Origin of the sequence: Streptomyces viridifaciens (assembly GCF_001888885.2) — a bacterium.
GTDB classification, from domain to species: Bacteria; Actinomycetota; Actinomycetes; order Streptomycetales; family Streptomycetaceae; genus Kitasatospora; species Kitasatospora aureofaciens.
The window spans coordinates 5,996,547-6,019,071 of record NZ_CP090841.1 but is presented as its reverse complement, the minus strand read 5'-3'; the positions used below and the strand labels follow the sequence as shown (position 1 = coordinate 6,019,071).

Genomic DNA, 22,525 nt, shown 5'->3' with positions numbered 1-22,525 from the left:
CCCGGGCGCAGCCCGTCGACAGAAGGGTGGTGGTGGGCGACGGGCGGGCATACGAGTGGGGGGCACCAAATTCGACTCCGGTGCCCCCCACTGCGGTGGTGCTACTTGCGGCCGGCGTTGATCAGCTCGGCGTGCTCCTGGAGCGACATCACTCCGACCTCGTCGCGCAGCAGCGCGTCCATACCCTGGACGGCCGCGCCCATCGCCTGGACGGTGGTCAGGCACGGCACCCCGCGGGAGACCGCGGCGGTGCGGATCTCGTAGCCGTCGAGGCGACCGCCGGTGCCGTACGGCGTGTTGATGATCAGGTCGACCTCGCCGTCGTGGATCAGCTGGACGATCGTCTTCTCGCCGTTCGGGCCCTCGCCCTCGCTGTGCTTGCGCACCAGCGTGGACGGGATGCCGCCGCGGTGCAGCACCTCGGCGGTGCCGGCGGTGGCGAGCACCTCGAAGCCGAGGCCGACCAGCGCCCGGGCCGGGAAGACCAGGTTGCGCTTGTCCCGGTTGGCGACCGAGACGAAGACCTTGCCCCGGGTCGGCAGCGCGCCGTACGCGCCGGCCTGCGCCTTGGCGTACGCCGTGCCGAAGACCTTGTCGATGCCCATGACCTCGCCGGTCGAGCGCATCTCCGGGCCGAGCACGGTGTCCACGCCGCGGCCGTGGATGTCGCGGAAGCGGCTCCACGGCATCACGGCCTCCTTGACCGCGATCGGGGCGTCGGCCGGCAGCGTGCCGCCGTCGCCCTCGGCCGGGAGCAGGCCCTCGGCGCGCAGCTCGGCGATGGTGGCGCCGAGCGAGATCCGGGCGGCGGCCTTGGCCAGCGGCACCGCGGTCGCCTTGGAGGTGAACGGGACGGTGCGGGAGGCGCGCGGGTTGGCCTCCAGCACGTAGAGGATGTCCCCGGCCAGCGCGAACTGGATGTTGATCAGACCGCGGACGCCGACACCGCGCGCGATGGCCTCGGTGGAGGTGCGCAGGCGCTTGATGTCGTAGCCGCCGAGGGTGATCGGGGGCAGCGCGCAGGCGGAGTCGCCGGAGTGGATGCCGGCCTCCTCGATGTGCTCCATGACGCCGCCGAGGTAGAGCTCGGTGCCGTCGTAGAGCGCGTCGACGTCGATCTCCACCGCGTCGTCCAGGAAGCGGTCGATCAGCACCGGGTGCTCGGAGATCAGACCGGCGTGCCGCTCCAGGTAGGAGGCGAGCGAGACCTCGTCGTAGACGATCTCCATGCCGCGGCCGCCGAGCACGTAGGACGGGCGGGCGAGCACCGGGTAGCCGATCTCGTCGGCGATCGCCTTGGCCTCCTCGAAGGAGAAGGCGGTGCCGTGCTTGGGGGCGGGCAGGCCGGCGTCGCGCAGCACGCGGCCGAAGGCGCCGCGCTCCTCGGCGAGGTCGATCGCCTCGGGCTGAGTGCCGACGATCGGCACGCCGTTGTCCTTGAGCGCCTGGGCCAGGCCCAGCGGGGTCTGGCCGCCGAGCTGGACGATCACGCCCGCCAGCGGACCGGCCTGCTGCTCGGCGTGGACGATCTCCAGCACGTCCTCCAGGGTGAGCGGCTCGAAGTAGAGCCGGTCGGAGGTGTCGTAGTCGGTGGAGACGGTCTCCGGGTTGCAGTTGACCATGACGGTCTCGTACCCGGCGTCGGCCAGCGCGAAGGAGGCGTGCACGCAGGAGTAGTCGAACTCGATGCCCTGGCCGATGCGGTTCGGGCCCGAGCCGAGGATGACCACGGCCGGCTTGGTGCGCGGGGCGACCTCGCTCTCCTCGTCGTACGAGGAGTAGAAGTACGGGGTCTTGGCGGCGAACTCGGCGGCGCAGGTGTCGACGGTCTTGAAGACCGGGCGGATGCCGAGCGCGTGGCGCACCTCGCGGACGACGTCCGGCTTCAGGCCGCGGATCTCGCCGATCTGCTGGTCGGAGAAGCCGTGCCGCTTGGCGTGGCGCAGCAGCTCGGGGGTGAGCTCGTCGGCCTCGGCCAGCTCGCCGGCGATCTCGTCCAGCAGGAAGAGCTGGTCGACGAACCACGGGTCGATCTTGGTGGCCTCGAACACCTCCTCCGGGGTGGCGCCGGCCCGGATGGCGTCCATCACGGTGTTGATCCGGCCGTCGGTCGGCACGACAGCCTTGGCCAGCAGCTCGGCCTTGTCACCGAGCGGGCCGGTCCAGCTGAACTGGGAGCCCTTCTTCTCCAGCGAGCGCAGCGCCTTCTGCAGCGCCTCGGGGAAGTTGCGGCCGAGCGCCATGGCCTCACCGACGGACTTCATGGTGGTGGTCAGCGTCGCGTCGGCGCTCGGGAACTTCTCGAACGCGAACCGCGGCACCTTGACCACGACGTAGTCGAGGGTCGGCTCGAAGGAGGCCGGGGTCTCCTCGGTGATGTCGTTGGGGATCTCGTCCAGGGTGTAGCCGACGGCCAGCTTGGCGGCGATCTTGGCGATCGGGAAGCCGGTGGCCTTGGAGGCGAGCGCCGAGGAGCGGGAGACGCGCGGGTTCATCTCGATGACGATGACCCGGCCGTCGTCGGGGTTGACGGCGAACTGGATGTTGCAGCCGCCGGTGTCGACGCCGACCTCGCGGATGACGGCGATGCCGATGTCGCGCAGGATCTGGTACTCGCGGTCGGTGAGCGTCATCGCCGGGGCGACGGTGATCGAGTCACCGGTGTGCACGCCCATCGGGTCGAAGTTCTCGATCGAGCAGACGACCACGACGTTGTCGTTCTTGTCGCGCATCAGCTCCAGCTCGTACTCCTTCCAGCCGAGGATGGACTCCTCCAGGAGCACCTCGGTGGTCGGCGAGAGGGCCAGGCCCTGACCGGCGATGCGGCGCAGGTCCTCCTCGTTGTGCGCGAAGCCGGAGCCGGCGCCGCCCATGGTGAAGGAGGGGCGCACCACGACCGGGTAGCCGCCGAGCTCGTCGACGCCGGCCAGCACGTCGTCCATGGTGTGGCAGATGACCGAGCGGGCGGACTCGCCGTACCCGATCTTCGCCTTGACGGCCTCGACGACGCCCTTGAACAGGTCGCGGTCCTCGCCCTTGTTGATCGCCACGACGTCGGCGCCGATCAGCTCGACGCCGTACTTCTCCAGCGTGCCCGCCTCGTGCAGCGAGATCGCGGTGTTGAGCGCGGTCTGGCCGCCCAGGGTCGGCAGCAGCGCGTCGGGGCGCTCCTTGGCGATGATCCTCTCGACGAACTCGGGGGTGATCGGCTCGACGTAGGTGGCGTCGGCGATCTCCGGGTCGGTCATGATCGTGGCCGGGTTGGAGTTGACCAGCACGACCCGCAGGCCCTCGGCCTTGAGAACGCGGCAGGCCTGGGTGCCGGAGTAGTCGAACTCGGCGGCCTGGCCGATGACGATCGGGCCGGACCCGATCACCAGGACGGACTTGATGTCAGTGCGCTTAGGCACGCTGGCCCTCCATGAGCTTCACGAAGCGGTCGAACAGGTAGGCGGCGTCGTGCGGGCCGGCGGCCGCTTCGGGGTGGTACTGCACGCTGAAGGCGGGCACGTCGAGTGCCTGGAGGCCCTCGACCACGTCGTCGTTGAGGCAGACGTGGGAGACCTCGACCCGCCCGTAGGGGGTGTCGCTCACCTGGTCCAGCGGCGCGTTCACGGCGAAGCCGTGGTTGTGGGCGGTCACCTCGACCTTGCCGGTGGTGCGGTCCTGCACCGGCTGGTTGATGCCGCGGTGGCCGTACTTGAGCTTGTAGGTGCCGAAGCCCAGGGCCCGGCCGAGGATCTGGTTGCCGAAGCAGATCCCGAAGAACGGGGTGCGGCGCTCCAGCACGCCCTGCGCGACGGCGACCTGGTGGTCGGCGGTGGCCGGGTCGCCCGGCCCGTTGGAGAAGAACACGCCGTCGGGGTTGACCGCGTAGACGTCCTCCAGGGTGGAGTTGGCCGGCAGCACGTGCACCTCGATGCCGCGCTCGGCCATCCGCTGCGGGGTCATCGCCTTGATGCCGAGGTCCAGCGCGGCGACGGTGAACTTCTTCTCACCGACGGCGGGGACGACGTAAGGCTCGGTGGTGGCCACCTCGGCGCACAGGTCGGCGCCCTTCATCTCGGGCGACTGCTGCACCCGGGCGAGCAGGGCGGCCGGGTCGGCCAGCGCCTCGCCGGAGAAGATGCCGCAGCGCATCGCACCGCGCTCGCGCAGGTGGCGGGTCAGCGCGCGGGTGTCGATGCCGCTGATGCCGACGATGCCCTGGCGGGCGAGCTCCTCGTCCAGCGAGCGGCAGGAGCGCCAGTTGGACGCCACCCGGGCGGGGTCGCGCACGACGTAGCCGGCGACCCAGATCTGCTTGGACTCGTCGTCCTCGTCGTTCCAGCCGGTGTTGCCGATCTGCGGGGCGGTCATCACGACCACCTGGCGGTGGTACGACGGGTCGGTCAGGGTCTCCTGGTAGCCGGACATGCCGGTGTTGAAGACCGCCTCGCCGAAGGTCTCGCCGGTCGCGCCGTAGGCCTGGCCGCCGAAGGTCCGGCCGTCCTCCAGGACGAGCACGGCCGGGATGCGCTCCCGCCGTTGGCGCTGCGTGGTGGGGGCAGGTGCGGTCATTGCGCGGCCTCTTCCGTCTTCTTCGTCTTCGTACGTGTTGCGAGCTGGGTGATCGCCTCGACCCAGGCGGTGTGCTCGTCGGGGTGGTCGGCGCGGAAGCCGGAGTCCAGTTCGGTGCCCTCGTGCGTCCAGGTGACGACGAGCAGACCGGCGGGGACGACCTTGCCGGCGATCCCGGAGTCCGTGCGGGCACCGGTCAGGTGCTCGGCCGGGATCCAGAGGTCGACGTCGCCGGGGCGCTGCACCAGCAGGCCGTCCTCGCCCAGGGTCAGGTCGGCCCGGCTGCGGGTCCCCAGGCCGTGCGCGACGACCCGGTCGAGCCAGTTCCCGGCGGTGGTGGTGCCGTGGTAACGCCCGCTGGTCTCCAGGATGGTCCGGCCGGCGCGGGCCGGCACGGCGGGTAGCGGGGGGATCCCGGACTGCAGGGTGCGCCGCCAGTTCCAGCCCTGGCGCATCAGCCAGTAGACCAGGCCGATGATGATCAGCAGCCCGATCGACCAGCCGATGTAGGCCGGCCAGTCGGTGACCTTCGCCTGCTCCCTGGCGAGCGTGGCGTAGTCCATCACTCCGGGCCGCCCTGCTCGGCCAGCTCGCCGGCCAACACGGTGGCGCGCCCGCGCAGGAACGTGGCGTGCACCCGTCCGGGCAGGTCCATGCCCTTGTAGGGGGTGTTGCGGCTGCGGGTGGCGAAGCTGTCGGGGTTCACGGCACCACGGTACGCGGGATCGAAGAGCACCAGGTTGGCGGGCTCACCCACCGAGACCGGCCGGCCGTGGCCGCTGAGACGGCCGATCCGGGCCGGGCGGTGGGACATCCGGTCCGCGACGCCCTCCCAGTTCAGCAGGCCGGTGTCGACCATGGTCTGCTGCACGACCGACAGCGCGGTCTCCAGGCCGACCATGCCCATCGCGGCCACGGCCCACTCACAGTCCTTGTCCTCGGCCGGGTGCGGCGCGTGGTCGGTGGCGACGGCGTCGATGGTGCCGTCGGCCAGCGCCTTGCGCAGCGCCTGGACGTCCTCGGCGGTGCGCAGCGGCGGGTTCACCTTGTACACCGGGTCGTAGGAGCGGACCATCTCGTCGGTGAGCAGCAGGTGGTGCGGGGTGACCTCGGCGGTGACGTCCCAGCCCTTGGACTTGGCCCAGCGGACGATCTCGACCGAGCCGGCCGTGGAGAGGTGGCAGACGTGCAGCCGCGAGCCGACGTGCGCGGCGAGCAGCACGTCGCGGGCGATGATCGACTCCTCGGCGACGGCCGGCCAACCGCCGAGCCCGAGCTCGCCGGAGACCTGGCCCTCGTTCATCTGGGCGCCCTCGGTCAGCCGCGGCTCCTGGGCGTGCTGGGCGACGACGCCGTCGAAGGCCTTCACGTACTCCAGGGCGCGGCGCATCAGCACCGCGTCGTCCACGCACTTGCCGTCGTCGGAGAAGACCCGGACGTTCGCGGCGGACTCGTGCATCGCGCCGAGCTCGGCGAGCTTCTTGCCCTCCAGGCCGACGGTGACGGCGCCGACCGGCTGCACGTCGCAGTAGCCGGCCTCCTGGCCGAGCCGCCAGACCTGCTCGACCACGCCGGCGGTGTCGGCCACCGGGGTGGTGTTGGCCATCGCGTGCACGGCGGTGAAGCCGCCCATCGCCGCGGCCTGGGTGCCGGTGAGCACGGTCTCGGCGTCCTCGCGGCCGGGTTCGCGCAGGTGGGTGTGCAGGTCGACCAGGCCGGGCAGGACGATCATGCCGGTGGCGTCGATCTCGATGTCGGCCTCGACCGCCAGGCCGGTGCCGATCGCCCGGATGACGCCGTCGGCGAGGTGGAGGTCCTGCGGGGCGCCGCCCAGGATCTTGGCGTTGCGGATCAGGTAGCTGACCGTGTCGCTGGTTCGCTCACTGCGCTCGTTCACTGGGCGTTCTCCACGGAGTCGGTGCGGGGGGCGGTGTCGGCGGGGCCGTCGGCGAACACGGCTCCCCCGAGCAGCAGGTACAGGACGGCCATCCGGACGGAGACGCCGTTGGCGACCTGCTCGACCACGGTGCAGCGCGGCGAGTCGGCGACCTCGGCGGTGATCTCCATGCCGCGGACCATCGGGCCGGGGTGCATCACGATGGCGTGCTCGGGCAGCTGGGCCATCCGGATGCCGTTCATCCCGTAGCGGCGGCTGTACTCGCGCTCGGTCGGGAAGAACGCGGCGTTCATCCGCTCGCGCTGCACCCGCAGCATCATCAGGGCGTCGGTCTTGGGCAGGACGCTGTCCAGGTCGTAGCTGACCTCGCAGGGCCAGTTCTCGATGCCGATGGGCAGCAGGGTCGGCGGGGCGACGAAGGTCACCTGGGCGCCGAGGGTGGTCAGCAGGTGCACGTTGGAGCGGGCGACCCGACTGTGCAGGACGTCACCGACGATCGTCACCCGGCGACCGGCCAGGTCGTTGCCGGCCCCGGCGTTGAGGTGGCGGCGCATGGTGAAGGCGTCGAGCAGCGCCTGGGTGGGGTGCTCGTGGGTGCCGTCACCGGCGTTGATCACACTGCCGTGCAGCCAGTCGGACTGGGCCAGCCGGGCCGGCGCGCCCGAGGCGTGGTGGCGGATGACGACCGCGTCGGCCCCCATCGCCTGCAGGGTCAGCGCGGTGTCCTTGAGGCTCTCGCCCTTGGAGACCGACGAGCCCTTGGCGGAGAAGTTGATGACGTCTGCGGACAGCCGCTTCTCGGCGACCTCGAAGGAGGTCTTGGTGCGGGTGGAGTCCTCGAAGAACAGGTTGACGACGGTGCGGCCGCGCAGCGTGGGCAGCTTCTTGACGGCCCGCCCGGAGAGCTGGGCCAGCTCCTCGGCGGTGTCCAGGATCAGCAGCGCGTCGTCGCGGCTGAGATCGGCGGCGGAGACGAGGTGGCGCTTCACGCGGGTTACTCCGGGAGGTGCGGTTCGGTGGGCTGGGAGGCCAGGGCCTGCGAGCTGCGGGCGGTGTAGTCGCGGTCACCGACCAGGACGGCGTCAACGCCGTCGGTGTCGGAGAGGCGGACCTGCACGGCCTCGCGCAGCGAGGTGGGGAGGTTCTTGCCCACGTAGTCGGCCCGGATCGGCAGCTCCCGGTGGCCGCGGTCGACCAGGACGGCGAGCTGCACGGCGCGCGGCCGGCCGATGTCGTTCAGCGCGTCGAGCGCGGCGCGGATGGTGCGGCCGGAGAAGAGCACGTCGTCGACGAGGATGACGAGCTTGCCGTCGATGCCGCCGGGCGGGATCTCGGTGTGCTCCAGGGCCCGGGCGGGCTTCAGCCGCAGGTCGTCCCGGTACATGGTGATGTCCAGGGTGCCCAGCGGGATCTCGCTCCCGGTGATCTGGGCCAGCCGGCCGTGCAGGCGGCGGGCGAGGTGGACGCCCCTGGTGTGGATGCCGAGCAGCACGACGTCCTCCGCGCCCTTGGCGCGCTCGACGATCTCGTGCGCTATCCGGGTGACGACCCGGGCGATGTCCGTGCCGTCCAGCACCTGGTGCGGCGGCCGCGGCGTCGTTTCGTGGTGTGTGGTCATGCCGAAGCGGACCTCCTTCCCCGCCTCACGGGACGGGCCTTAAAGGATGTCTGGGAATCTGCCCCCGCCGACCGGGCGTGGGCTTCGGGTCATCCTACCAGCGCCCCGGAGTGGCAAACGGGCCTCCATCATTCCGCTTCGCCGGGTTAACGCCCCGGACGCGCCGACGATGCGGGCCATTCGCACGACTGCCCCATTCGGCTTGACGCAACTACCTTACTCTACGTAACCTCACAGTGAGTTACGAGACGGGTGTCGAACCCACCGGTAGCGACGTCGACAATCGCCCGTGACCCACCACTGAACGCGTTAGCAATCTCGTCCGGGGAGATCAATGTCCAGCGACTACGCGAAGCAGCTCGGAGGCAAGCTCCGAGCGATCCGCACTCAGCAGGGGCTCTCCCTGCACGGTGTCGAGGAGAAGTCCCAGGGGCGCTGGAAGGCAGTCGTCGTCGGCTCGTACGAGCGCGGCGACCGTGCGGTCACCGTGCAGCGGCTGGCCGAGCTCGCCGAGTTCTACGGCGTTCCGGTGCAGGAACTCCTGCCCGGCGGCACCCCGGGCGGCGCGGCCGAGCCGCCGCCGCGCCTGGTCCTCGACCTGGAGAGACTGACCCAGGTCCCCTCCGAGAAGGCCGGCCCGCTGCAGCGCTACGCGGCCACCATCCAGAGCCAGCGCGGTGACTACAACGGCAAGGTCCTCTCGATCCGCCAGGACGACCTTCGCACTCTGGCCGTGATCTACGACCAGTCGCCGTCGATCCTCACCGAGCAGCTGATCTCCTGGGGCGTGCTCAACCCCGACGCGCGCCGTGCGGTGCGCGAGGAGGACGCGAGCTGAGGCTCGCCGACCAGCGACAGCAGGCAGAAACGTCACGGCGCGGTCCCGGCCTCCGGGGCCGCGCCGCGGCGTTTCCGAAGCTGGGCGCACGTTCAGCAGACCGTGCCCAGGCTGTAGCCCGGCTGCGCCGCCACCCCGTCCAGCCGCACCGGCCGGGCGGCCGGCGCCCAGTCCGGGCCGCCGCTCGACCAGGCCCAGGCGGCCGGCAGGTACTCCCCGCAGGAAGCCGCCGAGCCCTGGGAGCCGTGCAGCACCGCGACGGCCGGCAGCTCCAGCGCCAGCCCGGCGCACAGCACCGCGCAGACCAGTTCCAGCTCCTCGTCGTTGATCCGCACCACGCCGTCCTCCCACTGGAGTACCCGGGCCGCCGCGGTCAGCCGCCCGCCCGGCGCGTCCACCCGCAGCCGCAGCTCGTACACCCCGGCGCCCGCGCCGACCAGCATCCGCCGGAACACCTCGCTCCCGCGCTGGTGGGCGGCGCGCACCCAGCACGCGTGCTCCTCGTCCGCCTCCGCCGGGCCGGCGCTCCCGAGCAGCGCGCCGTCCAGCAGCAGGTCGGCGTGGCGGAGCGTCAGCCCGTTCTCCCGGGCCCGGACCAGCCGCGGCACGAAGTCCCCGGCCAGCTCCTCGCCCTGATAGACCAGCAGCTGGGTCCGCAGGGGCGGGTTGACCAGGTAGCGGTCCCGGGCGGCGGGCTCGGCCGGGTCCAGGCCGTGCAGCACGCAGAACTCCTCGAAGTCCTGCGGGTGGAACATCCGAGCCCGGACGGTCTCGAAGCGCTCCAGCGCGTCGGCCAGCAGCTCGGCGGTGTCGGCGAGGTAGCGCTCGTGGTCGGGGGCATCGCTGACCCCCCAGGCGCGGGCCCGCGCGAAGTCCGCGGCGCTGGTGAGCACCCCGATGACGAACGCCTGCTCGACCCCTTCGTGCCGCCGCGACCGGTGCGGTGCCCGCAGCGCGGGGCGCAGGCCACCGGCGGTGCAGTCGGAGTTGCGGCGGGAACGGCCCTTGCGGCTGGTCATCGGAGGCTCCTGGCGTCGGCGGGCGGCCGTCGGGCGGTGACGGTCAGCGGCGGGGCTCGCCGCTGACCGTGTTACTCCCCAGTTCCGCGCGCCACACACGTACGGCGTGTCACAGGAATGTAACCACCGGTAATAGGGCTCGGCCGCCACCGCGCCTCGGGGCGCTCCCGGCAGCGAACTCAGGCCGGGCGCGGCGCCCGGGCCAGCTGGCGGGACTGGGCGACCAGGCGGCCGGCCGAGTCCCAGACCTCGGCGTCCTCCTCGAAGTAGCCGCCGGCCAGGTTGCGGGTGGAGTGGACGACCCGGAGCCACCCGGGGGCCGGCTTGGCCCGCAGGTGGACGGTCAGCTCGACGGTCGGGGCCCAGCCGGGCAGCCCGAGGTCGAAGGTGACCGGCGGCAGCGCGTCGGCGACCAGCAGGAGCAGCAGCGGGTCGGGCTCGCGGCCGTCGGCGAGCCGGAACCAGCCCTGGATCCGGCCCTGGCCGGAGGGCTGCCCGAGCGCCCAGCCGACGGTGGCCGGGTCGAGCCGCAGGTCGAAGCGCTCCAGCAGGGCGGCCTGCTCGATCAGCTCCTTCGGCGCGTGCTCGACGCCGATGCACTGGTCCGGCGGCGGCAGCTGCGGCGGGGTGGCACTGGTGCGCACCTCGCCGTCGACCGTGCCGAGGTCGCCGTGGCTGGCCACCACCCGCAGGCGTTCGACGCCGTCCTGGCTGAGCGAGGCGGTGCCGGTGGAGAGGCCGCGGCCGGTGCGCAGCACCTCGGTGCGGACGGTGGCCGGACCGGGGGTGGAGGCGGACAGGTAGTAACCGCTGATCGACACCGGGTCCGGGTGCTGCCCGTGCTCCAGCGACAGCGCGTGTCCGGCGACGGCGAGCAGCAGCCCGCCGTTGACCCCGCCGCCGATCTGCCAGCCGGCGCCGAGCTCGGCCTCGTAGCGGCCGGCCTCCTCCGGATGTCCGGTCAGGGCGATGCCCAGGTCGAACTCGCTGCGGATCGCGGTGGTCATGGAGGTGCCTGCCCTTCAAGTTACTGGCGAGTAGGACCCCACACTACGCCTGCCCGACGGAACGCGGAATGGCCGTCGGATCCGAGATCTCGGATCCGACGGCCATTGCGCAGGGCGTCGCCGCTACCGGCGGATGCTCGGCTTCAGCTCCAGGAAACGGGCGAGCATACCGTTGACGAAGGCCGGGGAGTCGTCCGTGGAGAACTCCTTGGCGATCTCGACGGCCTCGTCCAGGACGACCGCGTCCGGGACGCCGTCCTCCCAGATCAGCTCGTAGGCGCCGAGCCGCAGGACGTTGCGGTCCACGATCGGCATCCGGTCGAGGGTCCAGCCCACCGCGTACTGCTCGATGAGGTCGTCGATGCGACGGGCGTGCTGGACGTACCCCTCGATCAGCTCCATCGTGTACTCGCCGACCTGCGGGGTGCCCTCGTCGGGCTTCGGCTCGCGGGCGCGGGCCACCCAGTCGGCGAGGACCTGCTGCGGGTCGACCCCGCGGTGGTCGGCCTCGAAGAGGATCTGGAAGGCCCGGGTACGGGCCTTGCTACGTGCGGCCGACACGGACTTACTTCACCCGGCCGAGGTAGCTGCCGTCGCGGGTGTCGACCTTGACCTTCTCACCGGTGGTGATGAAGAGCGGCACCTGGATCTCCGCGCCGGTCTCCAGGGTGGCCGGCTTGGTGCCACCGGTGGAGCGGTCGCCCTGCACGCCCGGCTCGGTCTCGGCGATCAGCAGCTCGACGGAGGTCGGGAGCTCGATGTAGAGCACCACGCCCTCGTTGGTGGCGACCAGGGCCTCGAAGCCCTCGAGCAGGTAGTTGGCGGCGTCACCGACGACGGCCGGCTCGATCGTGATCTGGTCGTAGGTGTCCATGTCCATGAACACGAAGTTCTCGCCGTCCTTGTACGAGAACTGCATGCCGCGCTTGTCGACGTTGGCGGTCTCGACCTTGGTGCCGGCGTTGAACGTCTTGTCGACGACCTTGCCCGTCAGGACCTCCTTGAGCTTCGTACGCACGAAGGCCGGGCCCTTGCCGGGCTTGACGTGCTGGAACTCGACGACGGACCAGAGCTTGCCGCCCTCCAGCTTGAGGACCATGCCGTTCTTGAGATCGTTCGTGGAAGCCACGGGCGCACTTACTCCTGGATATAGCTGTCAAGGAACCAAGGTTTTCGCGTCCTGCCGCCGTCGGCCTCCGGGGCCGCCGTCACAGGGCGAGGAGCTCCTTGGTGGTGATGGTGAGCAGCTCGGGCCCGCCCTCTGCGAGGGGGCGCACGACGAGCGTGTCCTCGATCCGGACCCCGCCCTTGCCCGGGAGGTGGACCCCAGGACCGACGGTGACCGGCACGCGGCTGTCCAGTTTACCCATGTCCGACGGACCGAGGCGCGGCGCCTCCCGGATCTCCAGCCCGATGCCGTGGCCCACCGGGCGCGGCGAGGCCTCGGTGTGGCCGGCCGCCTCCAGGACCTGCCGGGCCACCCGGTCGGGCACGCACTGCTCGACGCCCGGACCGAGCGCCTCCCGGCCGGCCCGCTGCGCGCGGAAGACCAGCCGGTGCAGCTCGACCTGCCAGGGCGCGGGAGGGGCACCGATCACGAAGGTCCGGGCGGTCGAGACCCGGTAGCCGCGGTACTGGGCGCCCATCACCACGGTGAGGAAGTCGCCCTCCTCCACCCGGCGGTCGGTCGGCTGGTGGGCGGGCCGGCCGGAGTGGCTGCCGGTGCCGACCGAGACCGGGAAGGCCGCCCGGTCGGCGCCGTGGTCGATCATCCGGCGCTCCAGCTCCATCGCCAGGTGCCGTTCGGTGCGGCCGACCAGGATCGACTCCAGCAGCTCGCCGAGCGCCTGGTCGGCGATCTCGGCGGCGATCCGCAGGTCGGCGATCTCGTGCTCGTCCTTCACCACCCGCAGCCGCTCCACCACCTGGCCGAGGTCCGCCAACCGGGCCCCCTCCACCAGGTCCGCGACCGCCCGGTGCCGGGTGACGGTCAGATCGTGCTCCTCCACCGCGAGGTCCCGCACCCCCAGCCGCCCGACCGCGGCCGCCGCGGCCAGCGCGGTGTCCGCCCCGGCGGGCACCGGCACCTGGGTGACCTCCCCGTCGATCAGGTGCTCCCCGGAGTCGTCCGGCGGCAGATCGTCCGGCAGCGACAGCAGCGCCCGCTCCCGGGTCAGCAGCAGAGCCGCCCCGCACGGCGCGCAGCCCGTCAGGTACCGCACGTTCGCCGCCCGGGTGACCAGCGCGGCATCGGCTCCGGCCGCGCTGCAGTGCTCCCTCACCCGCTCCCGCCGACCCGCGTACGCATCCACCATGCGTCGAGCCTACGAACCCCCGGCCCGAACCGCCCGCCGAGCGCCCCCCGCCCGATGCCCCGCGTCCTCACGGAGCCTGGCGAACCCCGCCGGACCAGGAGAAGTTCCCCGCACAGCCGTAGCCGCCCGCCTGAGCGGCTGGAGCGGCTACGGCCATCCCGATGGTCGTGAGTCCGAGGACCGTGAGGGATGAGACGACTCGCTTCGCACGCACAGAAAGGATCCCGTATCGGTCGTCAGAAGGGGGTTCAGCGCGGCGGCGGGACCGACACCACCATGGTCAGCCGCAGCTCCCGCTCCCCCGCGTTGCGGTAGACGTGCGCGTGGGAGGCATCGAAGGAGACCGTGCTGCCGGCCGGCACCGCGTGCACCCTCCCCCCGTGCACCAGGGTCAGTTCGCCCTCGACGACCCGCAGGATCTCCACCGTTCCGGCCGGGTGCGGCTCGGCCGAGTACTCCTCCCCCGGCGCCATCCGCCAGTCCCACAGCTCCAGCGGACCGGGCGCCTCGATTCCGTGCAGCAGGGTGCCGGTGCCGCCCTTCGGCCCCGTCCAGAGCGGGACGGCCTGGTCGCCGGGCACGACCCGGACGTCCGGGCCCTCCTCGTAGTCGAGCAGCGTGGCGATCGAGACGCCGAGAGCGTCGCCGATCCGCACCACCGTGGCCACGCTCGGATTGGTGCGGCCCTGTTCGATCTGGACGATCATGCCGCGGCTCACCCCGGAACGGGCGGCGAGGGCGTCCAGGGTGTGGCCGCGCTCAGTGCGCAGCCGCTTGACGTTCCGGGCGAGTGCCCGGGAGACGAGGTCGGGGTCCGGCACGCGGGCAGTCCTCCGGTGTCCACCGTACGAGACGTACAGAATATTGTTCGGCCGAGTTCAGTTCAGTGCACTACGCTGCGGTTCCGGCAACGAGTCCATCCGACTGTACTTCGGAGTGCATTGTGCTGTCCTCCACCCCGTCCCCGCTCCCCGGGGCCCCGATCTTCGGGCTCCTCCCATGACCGTCCTGCTCGCCCTGTCCGCCAGCCTGCTCACCGGCCTGGGCGACTTCGGCGGCGGCGTCCTCGCCCGCCGACTGCCCGCGCTCGCCGTCGTGGTCGTCTCCCAGGCCGCAGCCACCGTCGTCCTCCTCCTCGCGGCACTGGCCACGGGCGGCTGGGCCGACGCCTCCCCCGCGCTCTGGTACGCCGTCGCCGCCGGGGTGATCGGCCCGTTCGCGATGCTCGCCTTCTACCGGGCGCTCGCACTCGGGCCGATGGGCGTGGTGTCCCCGCTGGCCACCGTCGGCGTCGTGGTGCCGGTCGGCGTCGGGCTCGCGCTCGGCGAGCGGCCGGGCTTCGGTCAGCTAACCGGGATCGCGGTGGCGGTCGCCGGCGTGGTGCTGGCCGGCGGCCCGGAACGCGGCGGGCCGTCCGCCGCCCGCACGGCACTGCTGCTCACCCTGGCCGCCGCGTTCGGCTTCGGCGCCAACATGTCCCTGCTCTCGCAGGCCTCAGCCGGCGGGGGGCTGCTGCTCGTGCTGTGCGTCCAGCGGCTCGTCAACGTCCTCGTCGGCGGTGCCGCGCTGCTGACCGGCCCGCGCGGCACCGACACCCGCGGACTGCTGCCGGAGCTGCGCTCCCGGCTGCCCCTGCTCACCGGCGTCGGGCTGGTCGACGTGGCCGGCAACGCCACCTACGCCCTGGCCTCGCACAGCGGCCCGGCGGCGGTGGCCGCCGTGCTCGCCTCGCTCTACCCCGTGGTCACCGCACTGCTGGCGCGCGGGGTGCTCAAGGAGCGGCTGCGCCCGGTCCAGGTGGTCGGCGCCGGGCTCGCCGTCGCGGGCACGCTGCTGCTCGCCGCGGCGTGACCGCCGCCCGTCACCCCTGCTTCGTCGGCGTCCAGCGCTTCTCGACGCCCGCCAGCTTCCAGTAGGCGATGGCGATCGCCCAGACCACCACGAACAGCCCCGCGATCGCGTAGCCGACGTTGTCCAGCGAGATGTCCGCGATGAACCCGGTCACCGGGTCGGTCAGGTCGAGCTTCTCGTGCAGCACGCCGACCAGCTCGATGGTGCCGATGATGAAGGCCACTGCGATGGACAGCCCGGTGATGGTCAGGTTGTAGTACACCTTGCGCACCGGGTTGGAGAAGGCCCACTGGTACGCGAAGTTCATGAACGTCCCGTCCAGGGTGTCGAACAGGCTCATCCCCGCCGCGAACAGCAGCGGCAGGCAGACGATCGCGTACCAGGGCAGCCCGGCCGCCGCGCCCGAACCGGCCATCACCATGAGCGTCACCTCGGTCGCGGTGTCGAAGCCCAGGCCCAGCACCATGCCGACCGGGAACATCTGCCCGGGCCGGGTGATCGAACGGGTCGCCCGGTTCAGGATCCGGGCCATGAAGCCGCGCGAGTCGAGGTGTTCCTCCAGCTCGGCCTCGTCGAACTCCCCGGCCCGCATCGAGCGGAACACCTTGAGGATGCCGAGCAGCGCCGCCAGGTTGAGCGCGCCGATCAGGTAGAGGAAGGCGCCGGAGGCCGTGGTGCCGACCAGCCCGAGCCACTTGTGGGTGGCCGAGTCGTCGTCCATCAGCGTGTTCGCCAGCTGGGCGCCACCCGCCACCAGGGCGGCCATCAGGACCACCATCGAGGAGTGGCCGAGCGCGAACCAGAAGCCCACCGAGACCGGCCGCTTGCCGTCCGCCATCAGCTTGCGGGTGGTGTTGTCGATCACCGCGATGTGGTCGGCGTCGAAGGCGTGCCGCATGCCCAGGGTGTACGCGGTGATGCCGAGGCCGACCCCGAACACCTGGGTGCCGACCGCGTAGTTGTGCGGGGCGACCAGGAAGACGAGCGTCCCGAACGCCACCACGTGCATGGCCAGGATCACCCCCATCAGCCCGGCGGTACGGATGGTGTCCTGGCGCTTCCACCGGAAGGTGGGCAGGACGGAGGGGGCCGCCTCGGCGGGAGTGGCGGTTTCGGGCAGGGTCATCTGCGGATCACGCTCCAGCACCTCGTGGAATGACTTCGTGAGATGCCGTGGCCGGTCTCCTGGCTTACGGGGCTTCCGGACCCGCCTTCCCAGGCGCACTAGGCGCCCAGTGGCACGTGGGTCCGGACAACTCTCCCCCGATCACAGTGGCGAGGGCCGCTCCGGACTGGGACCTGTTGATGGTCCGTCACCGGTCTTCCCGAACACCACGGCGGGGAACACCGTAGGGGCAGGACACCACCCTCGCAAGGTTGCGCACCTGTGCAGGTGTCCAGGATCACAGGTCGTGAGCTGCCAGAATGTCCGCATGCATCTCGTACCGGCCGACCGCGCGGGCCACCGCACCATCGACGGACACCGGGTCTGCGAAGCCATCGCCGCCATCGGTGACACCGAGCACGTCCGCTCCTGGGCCGAACGGTTCTCCCTGCTCGCCGACCCCGGACGGCTCGCCCTGCTGCTCGCCCTCCACCGGGCCGGCCCGCTCGCCGTCAGCGACCTGGCAGTGGCCACCGGCATGCGCGACCCCGCCGTCTCCCAGGCCCTGCGCCTGCTCCGCACCGCGGGCGTGGTCACCGGCGACAAGGACGGACGCGTGGTGCGCTACCGGCTCGTCGACGACGGCATGCGCCCCCTCCTCGACGAGTGCGCCGCCGCCGACCACGAGGAGCCCACCGCGGCCGCGGGCTGACCCGTCGCCTGCGCCCTCCACGCCTCCCTGCACAGACTGGACGCCCGCCTGGTCGTCCTGCCGCACGCCGCCGGCTAAAACCGCCTGGTCACCGACTCCACCGGCGACACGGTCAGCGCCGCCGGCCTCTCCCGCCACGCACACCACGATCGCCGTGCCGCCGCCGCCGGACCGGGCCAACGCGGCCGTGAGCGCGGCGAGTTCGCGCTCCCGGTTGACGAAACTCGCCCGGGGCGGACGCACCTGGTGCGGGCTCCGGTGCTTCGGCGGCAGATGGACCGTGACGTTCCGCCCCTGGAGCACGTGCCCGTGCACCGCGCCCGACACGCTGTCGGACACCTCGTCGCCGTCCACCCGTCCGCTTCCCCCGACCGGCCCGGGCCCCGGCCCACGGCGTGGCTCGGGTGCCGGGGCCGAATCCGCCTCAGGCCGCCTGGCAGGTCGGGCACCAGAACAGGTTGCGCGCGGCGTGCTCCTCCGTCCGCACCTCGGTGCCGCAGACCAGGCAGGGCATCGCGGCGCGGCGGTAGACGTACACCTCGCCGCCGTGGTCGTCGACGCGGGGCGGGCGGCCCATCGCCTCGGGGGTGTGCTCGGGGCGGACGGTGTCGATCCGGCCGGCGGCGACGCCCTCGTGCATCAGGGCGACCAGATCGGCCCAGATCGCGTCCCACTCGCGGCGGGTCAGGTCGCGGCCGGCCCGGTGCGGGTTGACATTGTGGCGGAACAGCACCTCGGCGCGGTAGACGTTGCCCACCCCGGCCAGCACCTTCTGGTCCATCAGCAGCGCGGCGACCGTCGTCCGGCTGCCGGATATCCGGCGCCAGGCGGTCTCCGGGTCGGCGTCGGTGCGCAGCGGGTCGGGGCCGAGCCGGGCCGCGACGGCGGCCTTCTCGGCGTCGGTGACCAGGGCGCAGGTGTTGGGGCCGCGCAGGTCGGCGTAGCCGTCGTCGTTGGCCAGCCGCAGCCGGACCAGGCCGACGGGCTCGGGCGCGGGGCCGGTGCCGAAGCTGAAGCCGCCGTAGAGGCCGAGGTGGACGTGCACCCAGGCGCCCTCCTCGAAGCCGAGGAAGAGGTGCTTGCCGGTGGCCTCCGCGCCCGTGAGCAGCTGCCCGTCGATCGTCCTGGCCTCGTCGGCGAAGCGGCCCTGCGGGCTGGAGACCTGCACCGGGCGGCCGCCGAAGGCCGCGCGGTTCTGGCCGGCGAGGCGGTGGATGATGTGGCCTTCCGGCACGGGCGTCAGCTCCCCGAGTGGTTCTGGCGGGACCGGTCCATCATCGCAGCCGCCACTGACAGGTCGAAGAGCCGCAGGTCAGCGGACCGGCATCCCCATCAGCCGGGCCAGGATGACCCGGTCCAGCTCGGCGGCCGTACCGGCGACGTCCAGGTACGAGTTGTCGATGATCGGCAGCCCGGAGTTGTACCAGCCGGCCATCCGGCCGTGGATGCGCGCCACCTCCTCGTCTCCGAGCCGCCGGGTGCCGCTGCGGCGGGCGTTGCGGCGCAGCACCGAGTCCAGGCTGGGCAGCAGCACGACCGGGATCATGCCCGGGCCGATGTGCCGCTTCCAGCCGCCGAGGCCGATCGCCGGGCGGTCCGGGAAGACGGCGTCGTCGATGATGCAGGAGATGCCGTTGGCCAGGTAGTTGCGGCAGGCGAAGCCGCAGGTGCGGCGGGCCAGCCGGTACTGGGCCTCGGAGGCGTTGTTCCAGCCGGACTGCGGGTTGGCGAAGCCGGACTGCACCCACTCCCGGACGTCGTCCAGGCTGATGTGGGCGGTCGGGGTGGCCCGCCGCTCGGCCCAGTACCGGGCGACGGTGGTCTTGCCCGCCCCGGCCGGGCCGATCAGCAGGACGGCGATCGGCCCGGCGGGCGCGTGCCGCTGCGGCGGGTGGGCGGGGAGCTGGACGGGCGTGCCGGCGGGCAGCACGAAGTGCCCGGTGCCGCCGGCCGGTACGGGCGCGGTGGGCGCGGTGGGCGCGGGCGGCTGCGGGACGGCACGGGCGGGCACGGGCGCCGGAGCCGAAGCGGGTGCAGGTGCCGCAGCAGGTGCAGGTGCCGGAGCGGGCGCCGGAGGAGCAGCGGGTGCCGATGCCGGCACGGACGCCGGAGCGGGCGGCACAACGGCGGGTGTGCCCGCCGGCCGGACCGTCGGCGGCGGCGGCGAGGGCGGCGGAACCGGCGCCCCCGACGGGGCCACCCCTGTACCGCCCCCCGGCGGCACCGGCGGGGCGGCGGGACGCGGCGGGACCTGCCCACCTGCGGCGTACTGCGTCACGGCACCTCCCGACCACGCTCTCACCGGGGACACTACACGGCGGCCCGGCAGCGGGCACAGTCCGCCGCCGGGCCGCTGACCAGCAGTCAGCGCGAGGTGAGCTGCTCCGCCAGCGCCCGCAGCGCCAGCTCGTACGACCCGATCCCGAAGCCCGCGATGGTCCCGGAGGCCACCGCGGCGATGACCGAGGTGTGCCGGAAGGTCTCCCGTGCGTACGGGTTGGAGATGTGCACCTCGATCAGCGGCGCCGTGCGCTGGGCCGCGGCGTCCCGCATCGCGTACGAGTAGTGGGTGAACGCGCCCGGGTTGATCACCACGGGCACCTTCCCGTCGGCCGCCTCGTGCAGCCACTCCACCATCTGCTGCTCGGAGTTGGTCTCGTGCACCTCGACCTCGAAGCCGAACTCCTTGCCCAGCGCGGTGCAGCGCTCGACCAGTCCGGTGTACGAGGTGGCGCCGTAGACGTCCGGCTCCCGGCTGCCCAGCCGGCCGAGGTTGGGGCCGTTGAGCACCATCACCCGGGTCACGCCGAGACCTCCGCGTAGGCGGCGACCAGCAGGGACGGGTCCGGGCCCTCCAGCACGGAGGTCTTGCCGAGGCCGTCCAGGACGATGAAGCGGATCAGGTCGCCGCGCGACTTCTTGTCGATCTTCATCGCGTCCAGCAGCTTCGGCCAGGCGTCCGCCCGGTAGCTCAGCGGCAGGCCGACCGACGCCAGCACGGTGCGGTGCCGGTCGGCCGTCTCGTCGTCCAACCGCCCCGCCAGGCGGCCGAGTTCGGCCGCGAAGACCATGCCGATGGAGATCGCCGCGCCGTGCCGCCACTTGTAGCGCTCGTTGCGCTCGATGGCGTGGCCCAAGGTGTGGCCGTAGTTGAGGATCTCGCGCCGGCCGGACTCCTTGAGGTCCCCGGAGACGACGTCGGCCTTGACCTGGATGGCCCGGCGGATCAGCTCGACGGTGTGCGGGCCGGCCGGCGACTTGGCGCCCTCCGGGTCCGCCTCGATCAGGTCGAGGATGGCCGGGTCGGCGATGAAGCCGCACTTGATGACCTCGGCGAGGCCGGAGACGTAGTCGTGCCTGGGCACGGTCTCCAGGGTGCCCAGGTCGGCGAGCACGCCCACCGGCGGGTGGAAGGCGCCGACCATGTTCTTGCCCTCGGCGATGTTGATGCCGGTCTTGCCGCCGACGGCCGCGTCGACCATGCCGAGCAGCGTGGTGGGCATGGAGATCCAGCGCACCCCGCGCAGCCAGGTGGCCGCCACGAAGCCCGCCAGGTCGGTGGTGGCGCCGCCGCCGAGACCGACCACGACGTCGCTGCGGGTGAACCCGGTCTGCCCGAGCACCGACCAGCAGTACGCGGCGACCTCGGCGCTCTTCGCCTCCTCGGCGTTGGGCACCTGGAGGGCGATCGCCTCGTACCCCTCGCCGGCCAGGTCCTCGCGGATGGCGTCGGCGGTGGCGGCCAGCGCCTCCGGGTGGATGATCGCGACCCGCTTGGCCCGCGTCCCGATCAGCGGCGCCAGCTCGCCGAGCAACTGGTGCCCGATCAGCACGTCGTACGGGTCGTGGCCGGCGCTGCCGCCGACGTGGATCCTGACGGTGGTGTCAGTCATGGGGGGTCTTCAGCTCCAGTGCTTCCAGTACGGCGTCCGCGACCTGCTCGGGGGTGCGGTCGGCGGTGTCGACGACGGCGGTGGCCACCTCCAGGTAGAGGGGGCGGCGGGCCTCCATCAGCTCGCGCCAGCGGGCCCGCGGGTTGACGGCCAGCAGCGGGCGCGGGGCGTCCAGGCCGACCCGCTTGACCGCGTCGCCGAGCGGGACCTCCAGGAAGACCACCGGCAGCTCGCGCAGCAGCTCACGGGTGGCCTCGGCCATCACCGCGCCGCCGCCGAGCGCCAGCACTCCGCCGTGTCCCTCGGCGGCCGCGCGCACGGCGCGGACCTCCAGCTCGCGGAAGTGCGGCTCGCCCTCGTCGATGAAGATCTCCGGGATGGGCTTGCCGGCCAGCGCCTCGATGTCGGCGTCGGTGTCCCGGAAGCCGACGCCCAGGCGCTCGGCCAGGGCCCGCCCGACGGTGGACTTGCCACTGCCGGGCGGGCCGACCAGCACCACGATCGGCGATGTCATCGGATGATCAGGTTGTCGAGGTAGCCCTGCACGTTGCGCCGGGTCTCGGAGACGTGGTCGCCACCGAACTTCTCGCTCACCGCGTCGGCCAGCACCAGCGCGACCATCGCCTCGGCGACGATGCCGGCGGCCGGCACCGCGCAGACGTCCGAGCGCTGGTGGTGCGCCTTGGCCGGCTCGCCGGTGCGCACGTCCAGGGTCTGCAGCGCCCGCGGCACGGTGGCGATCGGCTTCATCGCGGCGCGCACCCGCAGCACCTCGCCGGTGGTCAGGCCGCCCTCGGTGCCGCCGGAGCGGCCGGAGGTGCGCTTGACGCCCTCGGGGGTCGGGACGATCTCGTCGTGCGCCTTCGACCCCGGCACCCGGGCCAGCTCGAAGCCGTCGCCGACCTCGACGCCCTTGATCGCCTGGATGCCCATCAGCGCCGCGGCCAGCCGGGCGTCCAGCCGGCGGTCCCAGTGCACGTGCGAGCCGAGGCCCACCGGCACGCCGTACGCGAGCACCTCGACCACGCCGCCGAGGGTGTCGCCGTCCTTGTGGGCCTGGTCGATCTCGGCGACCATCGCCTTCGAGGCGTCCGCGTCCAGGCAGCGCACCGGGTCGGCGTCCAGCCGGGCCTCGTCCGAGGGCAGCGGCACGACGCCTGCCGGCGCCTTGGCGGCGGCCAACTCGACCACGTGGCTGACGATCTCGATCCCGGCCACCTCACGGAGGTACGCGCGGGCGACGGCGCCCAGCGCGACCCGGGCGGCCGTCTCGCGGGCGCTGGCGCGCTCCAGGATCGGCCGGGCCTCGTCGATCGAGTACTTCTGCATGCCGGCCAGGTCGGCGTGGCCGGGCCGGGGGCGGGTCAGCGCCTCGTTGCGGGCGAGGCCCGCCAGCACCTCGGGGTCGACCGGGTCGGCCGACATGACCTGCTCCCACTTCGGCCACTCGGTGTTGCCGACCATGACCGCGACCGGGCTGCCCATCGTCAGACCGTGCCGGACGCCACCGAGGAAGGTCACCTCGTCCTGTTCGAACTTCATCCGCGCCCCGCGGCCGTAACCGAGCCGGCGGCGCGCCAGCGCGTCGGCCACCACGTCGGTGGTGACCGGTACACCGGCGGGCAGGCCTTCCAGCGTCGCGACGAGTGCGGGGCCGTGCGACTCTCCCGCCGTCAGCCAGCGCAACGTACCCAACGGAGCTCCTTCATC

22 protein-coding genes and 1 riboswitch are annotated in these 22,525 nt (G+C 72.5%); of the genes, 3 read left to right on the top strand and 19 right to left on the bottom strand.

The window, feature by feature from the left end:
* Nucleotides 1-101 precede the first annotated feature (101 nt).
* The 6 genes from carB to pyrR are packed head-to-tail and all read right to left on the bottom strand — an operon-like array spanning nucleotide 102 to nucleotide 8,075.
* Nucleotides 102-3,410, bottom strand: coding sequence for a carbamoyl-phosphate synthase large subunit (carB, locus tag BOQ63_RS34315; protein ID WP_030553692.1), 3,309 nt, complete (start codon nucleotides 3,408-3,410; stop codon nucleotides 102-104).
* Nucleotides 3,403-4,560 carry a glutamine-hydrolyzing carbamoyl-phosphate synthase small subunit gene (gene carA, locus BOQ63_RS34310; RefSeq protein WP_072655520.1) on the bottom strand — a complete coding sequence of 386 codons (1,158 nt, stop codon included), beginning with the start codon at nucleotides 4,558-4,560 and terminating at the stop codon, nucleotides 3,403-3,405. The genes carB and carA overlap by 8 nt, the downstream gene beginning before the upstream one ends.
* A complete protein-coding gene (locus tag BOQ63_RS34305; RefSeq protein ID WP_030290263.1) occupies nucleotides 4,557-5,123 on the bottom strand; it encodes a PH-like domain-containing protein in 567 nt (188 codons plus the stop codon). Before BOQ63_RS34305 ends, carA begins: the two co-directional genes overlap by 4 nt.
* Nucleotides 5,123-6,457 carry a dihydroorotase gene (locus BOQ63_RS34300; protein ID WP_223886116.1) on the bottom strand — a complete coding sequence of 445 codons (1,335 nt, stop codon included), beginning with the start codon at nucleotides 6,455-6,457 and terminating at the stop codon, nucleotides 5,123-5,125. The genes BOQ63_RS34305 and BOQ63_RS34300 overlap by 1 nt, the downstream gene beginning before the upstream one ends.
* A complete protein-coding gene (locus BOQ63_RS34295) occupies nucleotides 6,454-7,446 on the bottom strand; it encodes an aspartate carbamoyltransferase catalytic subunit (RefSeq protein ID WP_030290261.1) in 993 nt (330 codons plus the stop codon). The genes BOQ63_RS34300 and BOQ63_RS34295 overlap by 4 nt, the downstream gene beginning before the upstream one ends.
* Nucleotides 7,447-7,451: 5 nt before the next feature.
* Nucleotides 7,452-8,075 carry a bifunctional pyr operon transcriptional regulator/uracil phosphoribosyltransferase PyrR gene (pyrR, locus tag BOQ63_RS34290; protein WP_030290260.1) on the bottom strand — a complete coding sequence of 208 codons (624 nt, stop codon included), beginning with the start codon at nucleotides 8,073-8,075 and terminating at the stop codon, nucleotides 7,452-7,454.
* Nucleotides 8,076-8,409: 334 nt separating this feature from the next.
* On the opposite strand from pyrR, the gene bldD reads away from it, so the two are divergent.
* The gene (bldD, locus tag BOQ63_RS34285) at nucleotides 8,410-8,913 is read left to right on the top strand and encodes a transcriptional regulator BldD (protein WP_030056198.1); all 504 of its coding nucleotides are present in this window, start codon (nucleotides 8,410-8,412) and stop codon (nucleotides 8,911-8,913) included.
* 92 nt (nucleotides 8,914-9,005) lie between these two features.
* Here bldD and BOQ63_RS34280 read toward each other — a convergent pair whose 3' ends face one another.
* The 6 genes from BOQ63_RS34280 to BOQ63_RS34255 all read right to left on the bottom strand — a co-directional run bounded on the left by BOQ63_RS34280 (nucleotide 9,006) and on the right by BOQ63_RS34255 (nucleotide 14,075).
* Nucleotides 9,006-9,932 (bottom strand): DUF8829 domain-containing protein, encoded by a 927-nt coding sequence (locus BOQ63_RS34280; protein ID WP_030290259.1) that lies wholly within the window; start codon nucleotides 9,930-9,932, stop codon nucleotides 9,006-9,008.
* Nucleotides 9,933-10,111: 179 nt separating this feature from the next.
* The gene (locus BOQ63_RS34275; protein WP_030553689.1) at nucleotides 10,112-10,939 is read right to left on the bottom strand and encodes a thioesterase family protein; all 828 of its coding nucleotides are present in this window, start codon (nucleotides 10,937-10,939) and stop codon (nucleotides 10,112-10,114) included.
* Nucleotides 10,940-11,062: 123 nt separating this feature from the next.
* Nucleotides 11,063-11,500, bottom strand: a complete 438-nt coding sequence (gene nusB / locus BOQ63_RS34270) for a transcription antitermination factor NusB (RefSeq protein ID WP_030290257.1) — start codon at nucleotides 11,498-11,500, stop codon at nucleotides 11,063-11,065.
* 4 nt (nucleotides 11,501-11,504) lie between these two features.
* Nucleotides 11,505-12,068, bottom strand: coding sequence for an elongation factor P (gene efp, locus BOQ63_RS34265; protein WP_030290256.1), 564 nt, complete (start codon nucleotides 12,066-12,068; stop codon nucleotides 11,505-11,507).
* Between the two features lie 79 nt (nucleotides 12,069-12,147).
* A complete protein-coding gene (locus BOQ63_RS34260; protein WP_030290254.1) occupies nucleotides 12,148-13,254 on the bottom strand; it encodes a M24 family metallopeptidase in 1,107 nt (368 codons plus the stop codon).
* Between the two features lie 248 nt (nucleotides 13,255-13,502).
* A complete protein-coding gene (locus tag BOQ63_RS34255; protein WP_030290253.1) occupies nucleotides 13,503-14,075 on the bottom strand; it encodes a helix-turn-helix domain-containing protein in 573 nt (190 codons plus the stop codon).
* Nucleotides 14,076-14,253: 178 nt separating this feature from the next.
* Here BOQ63_RS34255 and BOQ63_RS34250 point away from each other — a divergent pair, with 178 nt between their 5' ends.
* Nucleotides 14,254-15,105 carry an EamA family transporter gene (locus BOQ63_RS34250; protein ID WP_072655518.1) on the top strand — a complete coding sequence of 284 codons (852 nt, stop codon included), beginning with the start codon at nucleotides 14,254-14,256 and terminating at the stop codon, nucleotides 15,103-15,105.
* 10 nt (nucleotides 15,106-15,115) lie between these two features.
* Here BOQ63_RS34250 and nicT read toward each other — a convergent pair whose 3' ends face one another.
* Complete coding sequence (gene nicT / locus BOQ63_RS34245; protein ID WP_030290252.1) at nucleotides 15,116-16,231, bottom strand: Nickel transporter NicT; 1,116 nt, start codon at nucleotides 16,229-16,231, stop codon at nucleotides 15,116-15,118.
* 32 nt (nucleotides 16,232-16,263) lie between these two features.
* Nucleotides 16,264-16,457: riboswitch (cobalamin riboswitch) on the bottom strand.
* An 81-nt stretch (nucleotides 16,458-16,538) separates the two neighbouring features.
* On the opposite strand from nicT, the gene BOQ63_RS34240 reads away from it, so the two are divergent.
* Nucleotides 16,539-16,922, top strand: a complete 384-nt coding sequence (locus BOQ63_RS34240; RefSeq protein ID WP_046386961.1) for an ArsR/SmtB family transcription factor — start codon at nucleotides 16,539-16,541, stop codon at nucleotides 16,920-16,922.
* A gap of 424 nt (nucleotides 16,923-17,346) precedes the next feature.
* Here BOQ63_RS34240 and BOQ63_RS34235 read toward each other — a convergent pair whose 3' ends face one another.
* From BOQ63_RS34235 to aroC, 6 genes are all read right to left on the bottom strand, one after another.
* Nucleotides 17,347-18,156 (bottom strand): Fpg/Nei family DNA glycosylase, encoded by an 810-nt coding sequence (locus BOQ63_RS34235; protein WP_072655517.1) that lies wholly within the window; start codon nucleotides 18,154-18,156, stop codon nucleotides 17,347-17,349.
* Nucleotides 18,157-18,234: 78 nt separating this feature from the next.
* Complete coding sequence (locus tag BOQ63_RS34230; protein ID WP_078867704.1) at nucleotides 18,235-19,146, bottom strand: AAA family ATPase; 912 nt, start codon at nucleotides 19,144-19,146, stop codon at nucleotides 18,235-18,237.
* A 140-nt stretch (nucleotides 19,147-19,286) separates the two neighbouring features.
* On the bottom strand, nucleotides 19,287-19,715 hold the full coding sequence (gene aroQ, locus BOQ63_RS34225) for a type II 3-dehydroquinate dehydratase (RefSeq protein WP_030553681.1): 429 nt from the start codon (nucleotides 19,713-19,715) through the stop codon (nucleotides 19,287-19,289).
* Nucleotides 19,716-19,723: 8 nt separating this feature from the next.
* Nucleotides 19,724-20,815, bottom strand: coding sequence for a 3-dehydroquinate synthase (aroB, locus tag BOQ63_RS34220; protein WP_030291270.1), 1,092 nt, complete (start codon nucleotides 20,813-20,815; stop codon nucleotides 19,724-19,726).
* Complete coding sequence (locus BOQ63_RS34215; RefSeq protein ID WP_033349872.1) at nucleotides 20,808-21,329, bottom strand: shikimate kinase; 522 nt, start codon at nucleotides 21,327-21,329, stop codon at nucleotides 20,808-20,810. The genes aroB and BOQ63_RS34215 overlap by 8 nt, the downstream gene beginning before the upstream one ends.
* A complete protein-coding gene (gene aroC, locus BOQ63_RS34210) occupies nucleotides 21,326-22,510 on the bottom strand; it encodes a chorismate synthase (protein ID WP_094742959.1) in 1,185 nt (394 codons plus the stop codon). The genes BOQ63_RS34215 and aroC overlap by 4 nt, the downstream gene beginning before the upstream one ends.
* Between the last annotated feature and the right edge of the window lie 15 nt (nucleotides 22,511-22,525).

What these genes read in the sequence shown, in the direction of transcription:
- BOQ63_RS34260 (WP_030290254.1), bottom strand. Translation starts at nt 13,254, where the DNA reads ATGGTGGATGCGTACGCGGGTCGGCGGGAGCGGGTGAGGGAGCACTGC.
- bldD (WP_030056198.1), top strand. Translation starts at nt 8,410, where the DNA reads ATGTCCAGCGACTACGCGAAGCAGCTCGGAGGCAAGCTCCGAGCGATC.
- BOQ63_RS34215 (WP_033349872.1), bottom strand. Translation starts at nt 21,329, where the DNA reads ATGACATCGCCGATCGTGGTGCTGGTCGGCCCGCCCGGCAGTGGCAAG.
- carA (WP_072655520.1), bottom strand. Translation starts at nt 4,560, where the DNA reads ATGACCGCACCTGCCCCCACCACGCAGCGCCAACGGCGGGAGCGCATC.
- BOQ63_RS34250 (WP_072655518.1), top strand. Translation starts at nt 14,254, where the DNA reads ATGACCGTCCTGCTCGCCCTGTCCGCCAGCCTGCTCACCGGCCTGGGC.
- BOQ63_RS34275 (WP_030553689.1), bottom strand. Translation starts at nt 10,939, where the DNA reads ATGACCACCGCGATCCGCAGCGAGTTCGACCTGGGCATCGCCCTGACC.
- pyrR (WP_030290260.1), bottom strand. Translation starts at nt 8,075, where the DNA reads ATGACCACACACCACGAAACGACGCCGCGGCCGCCGCACCAGGTGCTG.
- aroB (WP_030291270.1), bottom strand. Translation starts at nt 20,815, where the DNA reads ATGACTGACACCACCGTCAGGATCCACGTCGGCGGCAGCGCCGGCCAC.
- aroQ (WP_030553681.1), bottom strand. Translation starts at nt 19,715, where the DNA reads ATGGTGCTCAACGGCCCCAACCTCGGCCGGCTGGGCAGCCGGGAGCCG.
- nicT (WP_030290252.1), bottom strand. Translation starts at nt 16,231, where the DNA reads ATGACCCTGCCCGAAACCGCCACTCCCGCCGAGGCGGCCCCCTCCGTC.
- BOQ63_RS34305 (WP_030290263.1), bottom strand. Translation starts at nt 5,123, where the DNA reads ATGGACTACGCCACGCTCGCCAGGGAGCAGGCGAAGGTCACCGACTGG.
- BOQ63_RS34280 (WP_030290259.1), bottom strand. Translation starts at nt 9,932, where the DNA reads ATGACCAGCCGCAAGGGCCGTTCCCGCCGCAACTCCGACTGCACCGCC.
- BOQ63_RS34240 (WP_046386961.1), top strand. Translation starts at nt 16,539, where the DNA reads ATGCATCTCGTACCGGCCGACCGCGCGGGCCACCGCACCATCGACGGA.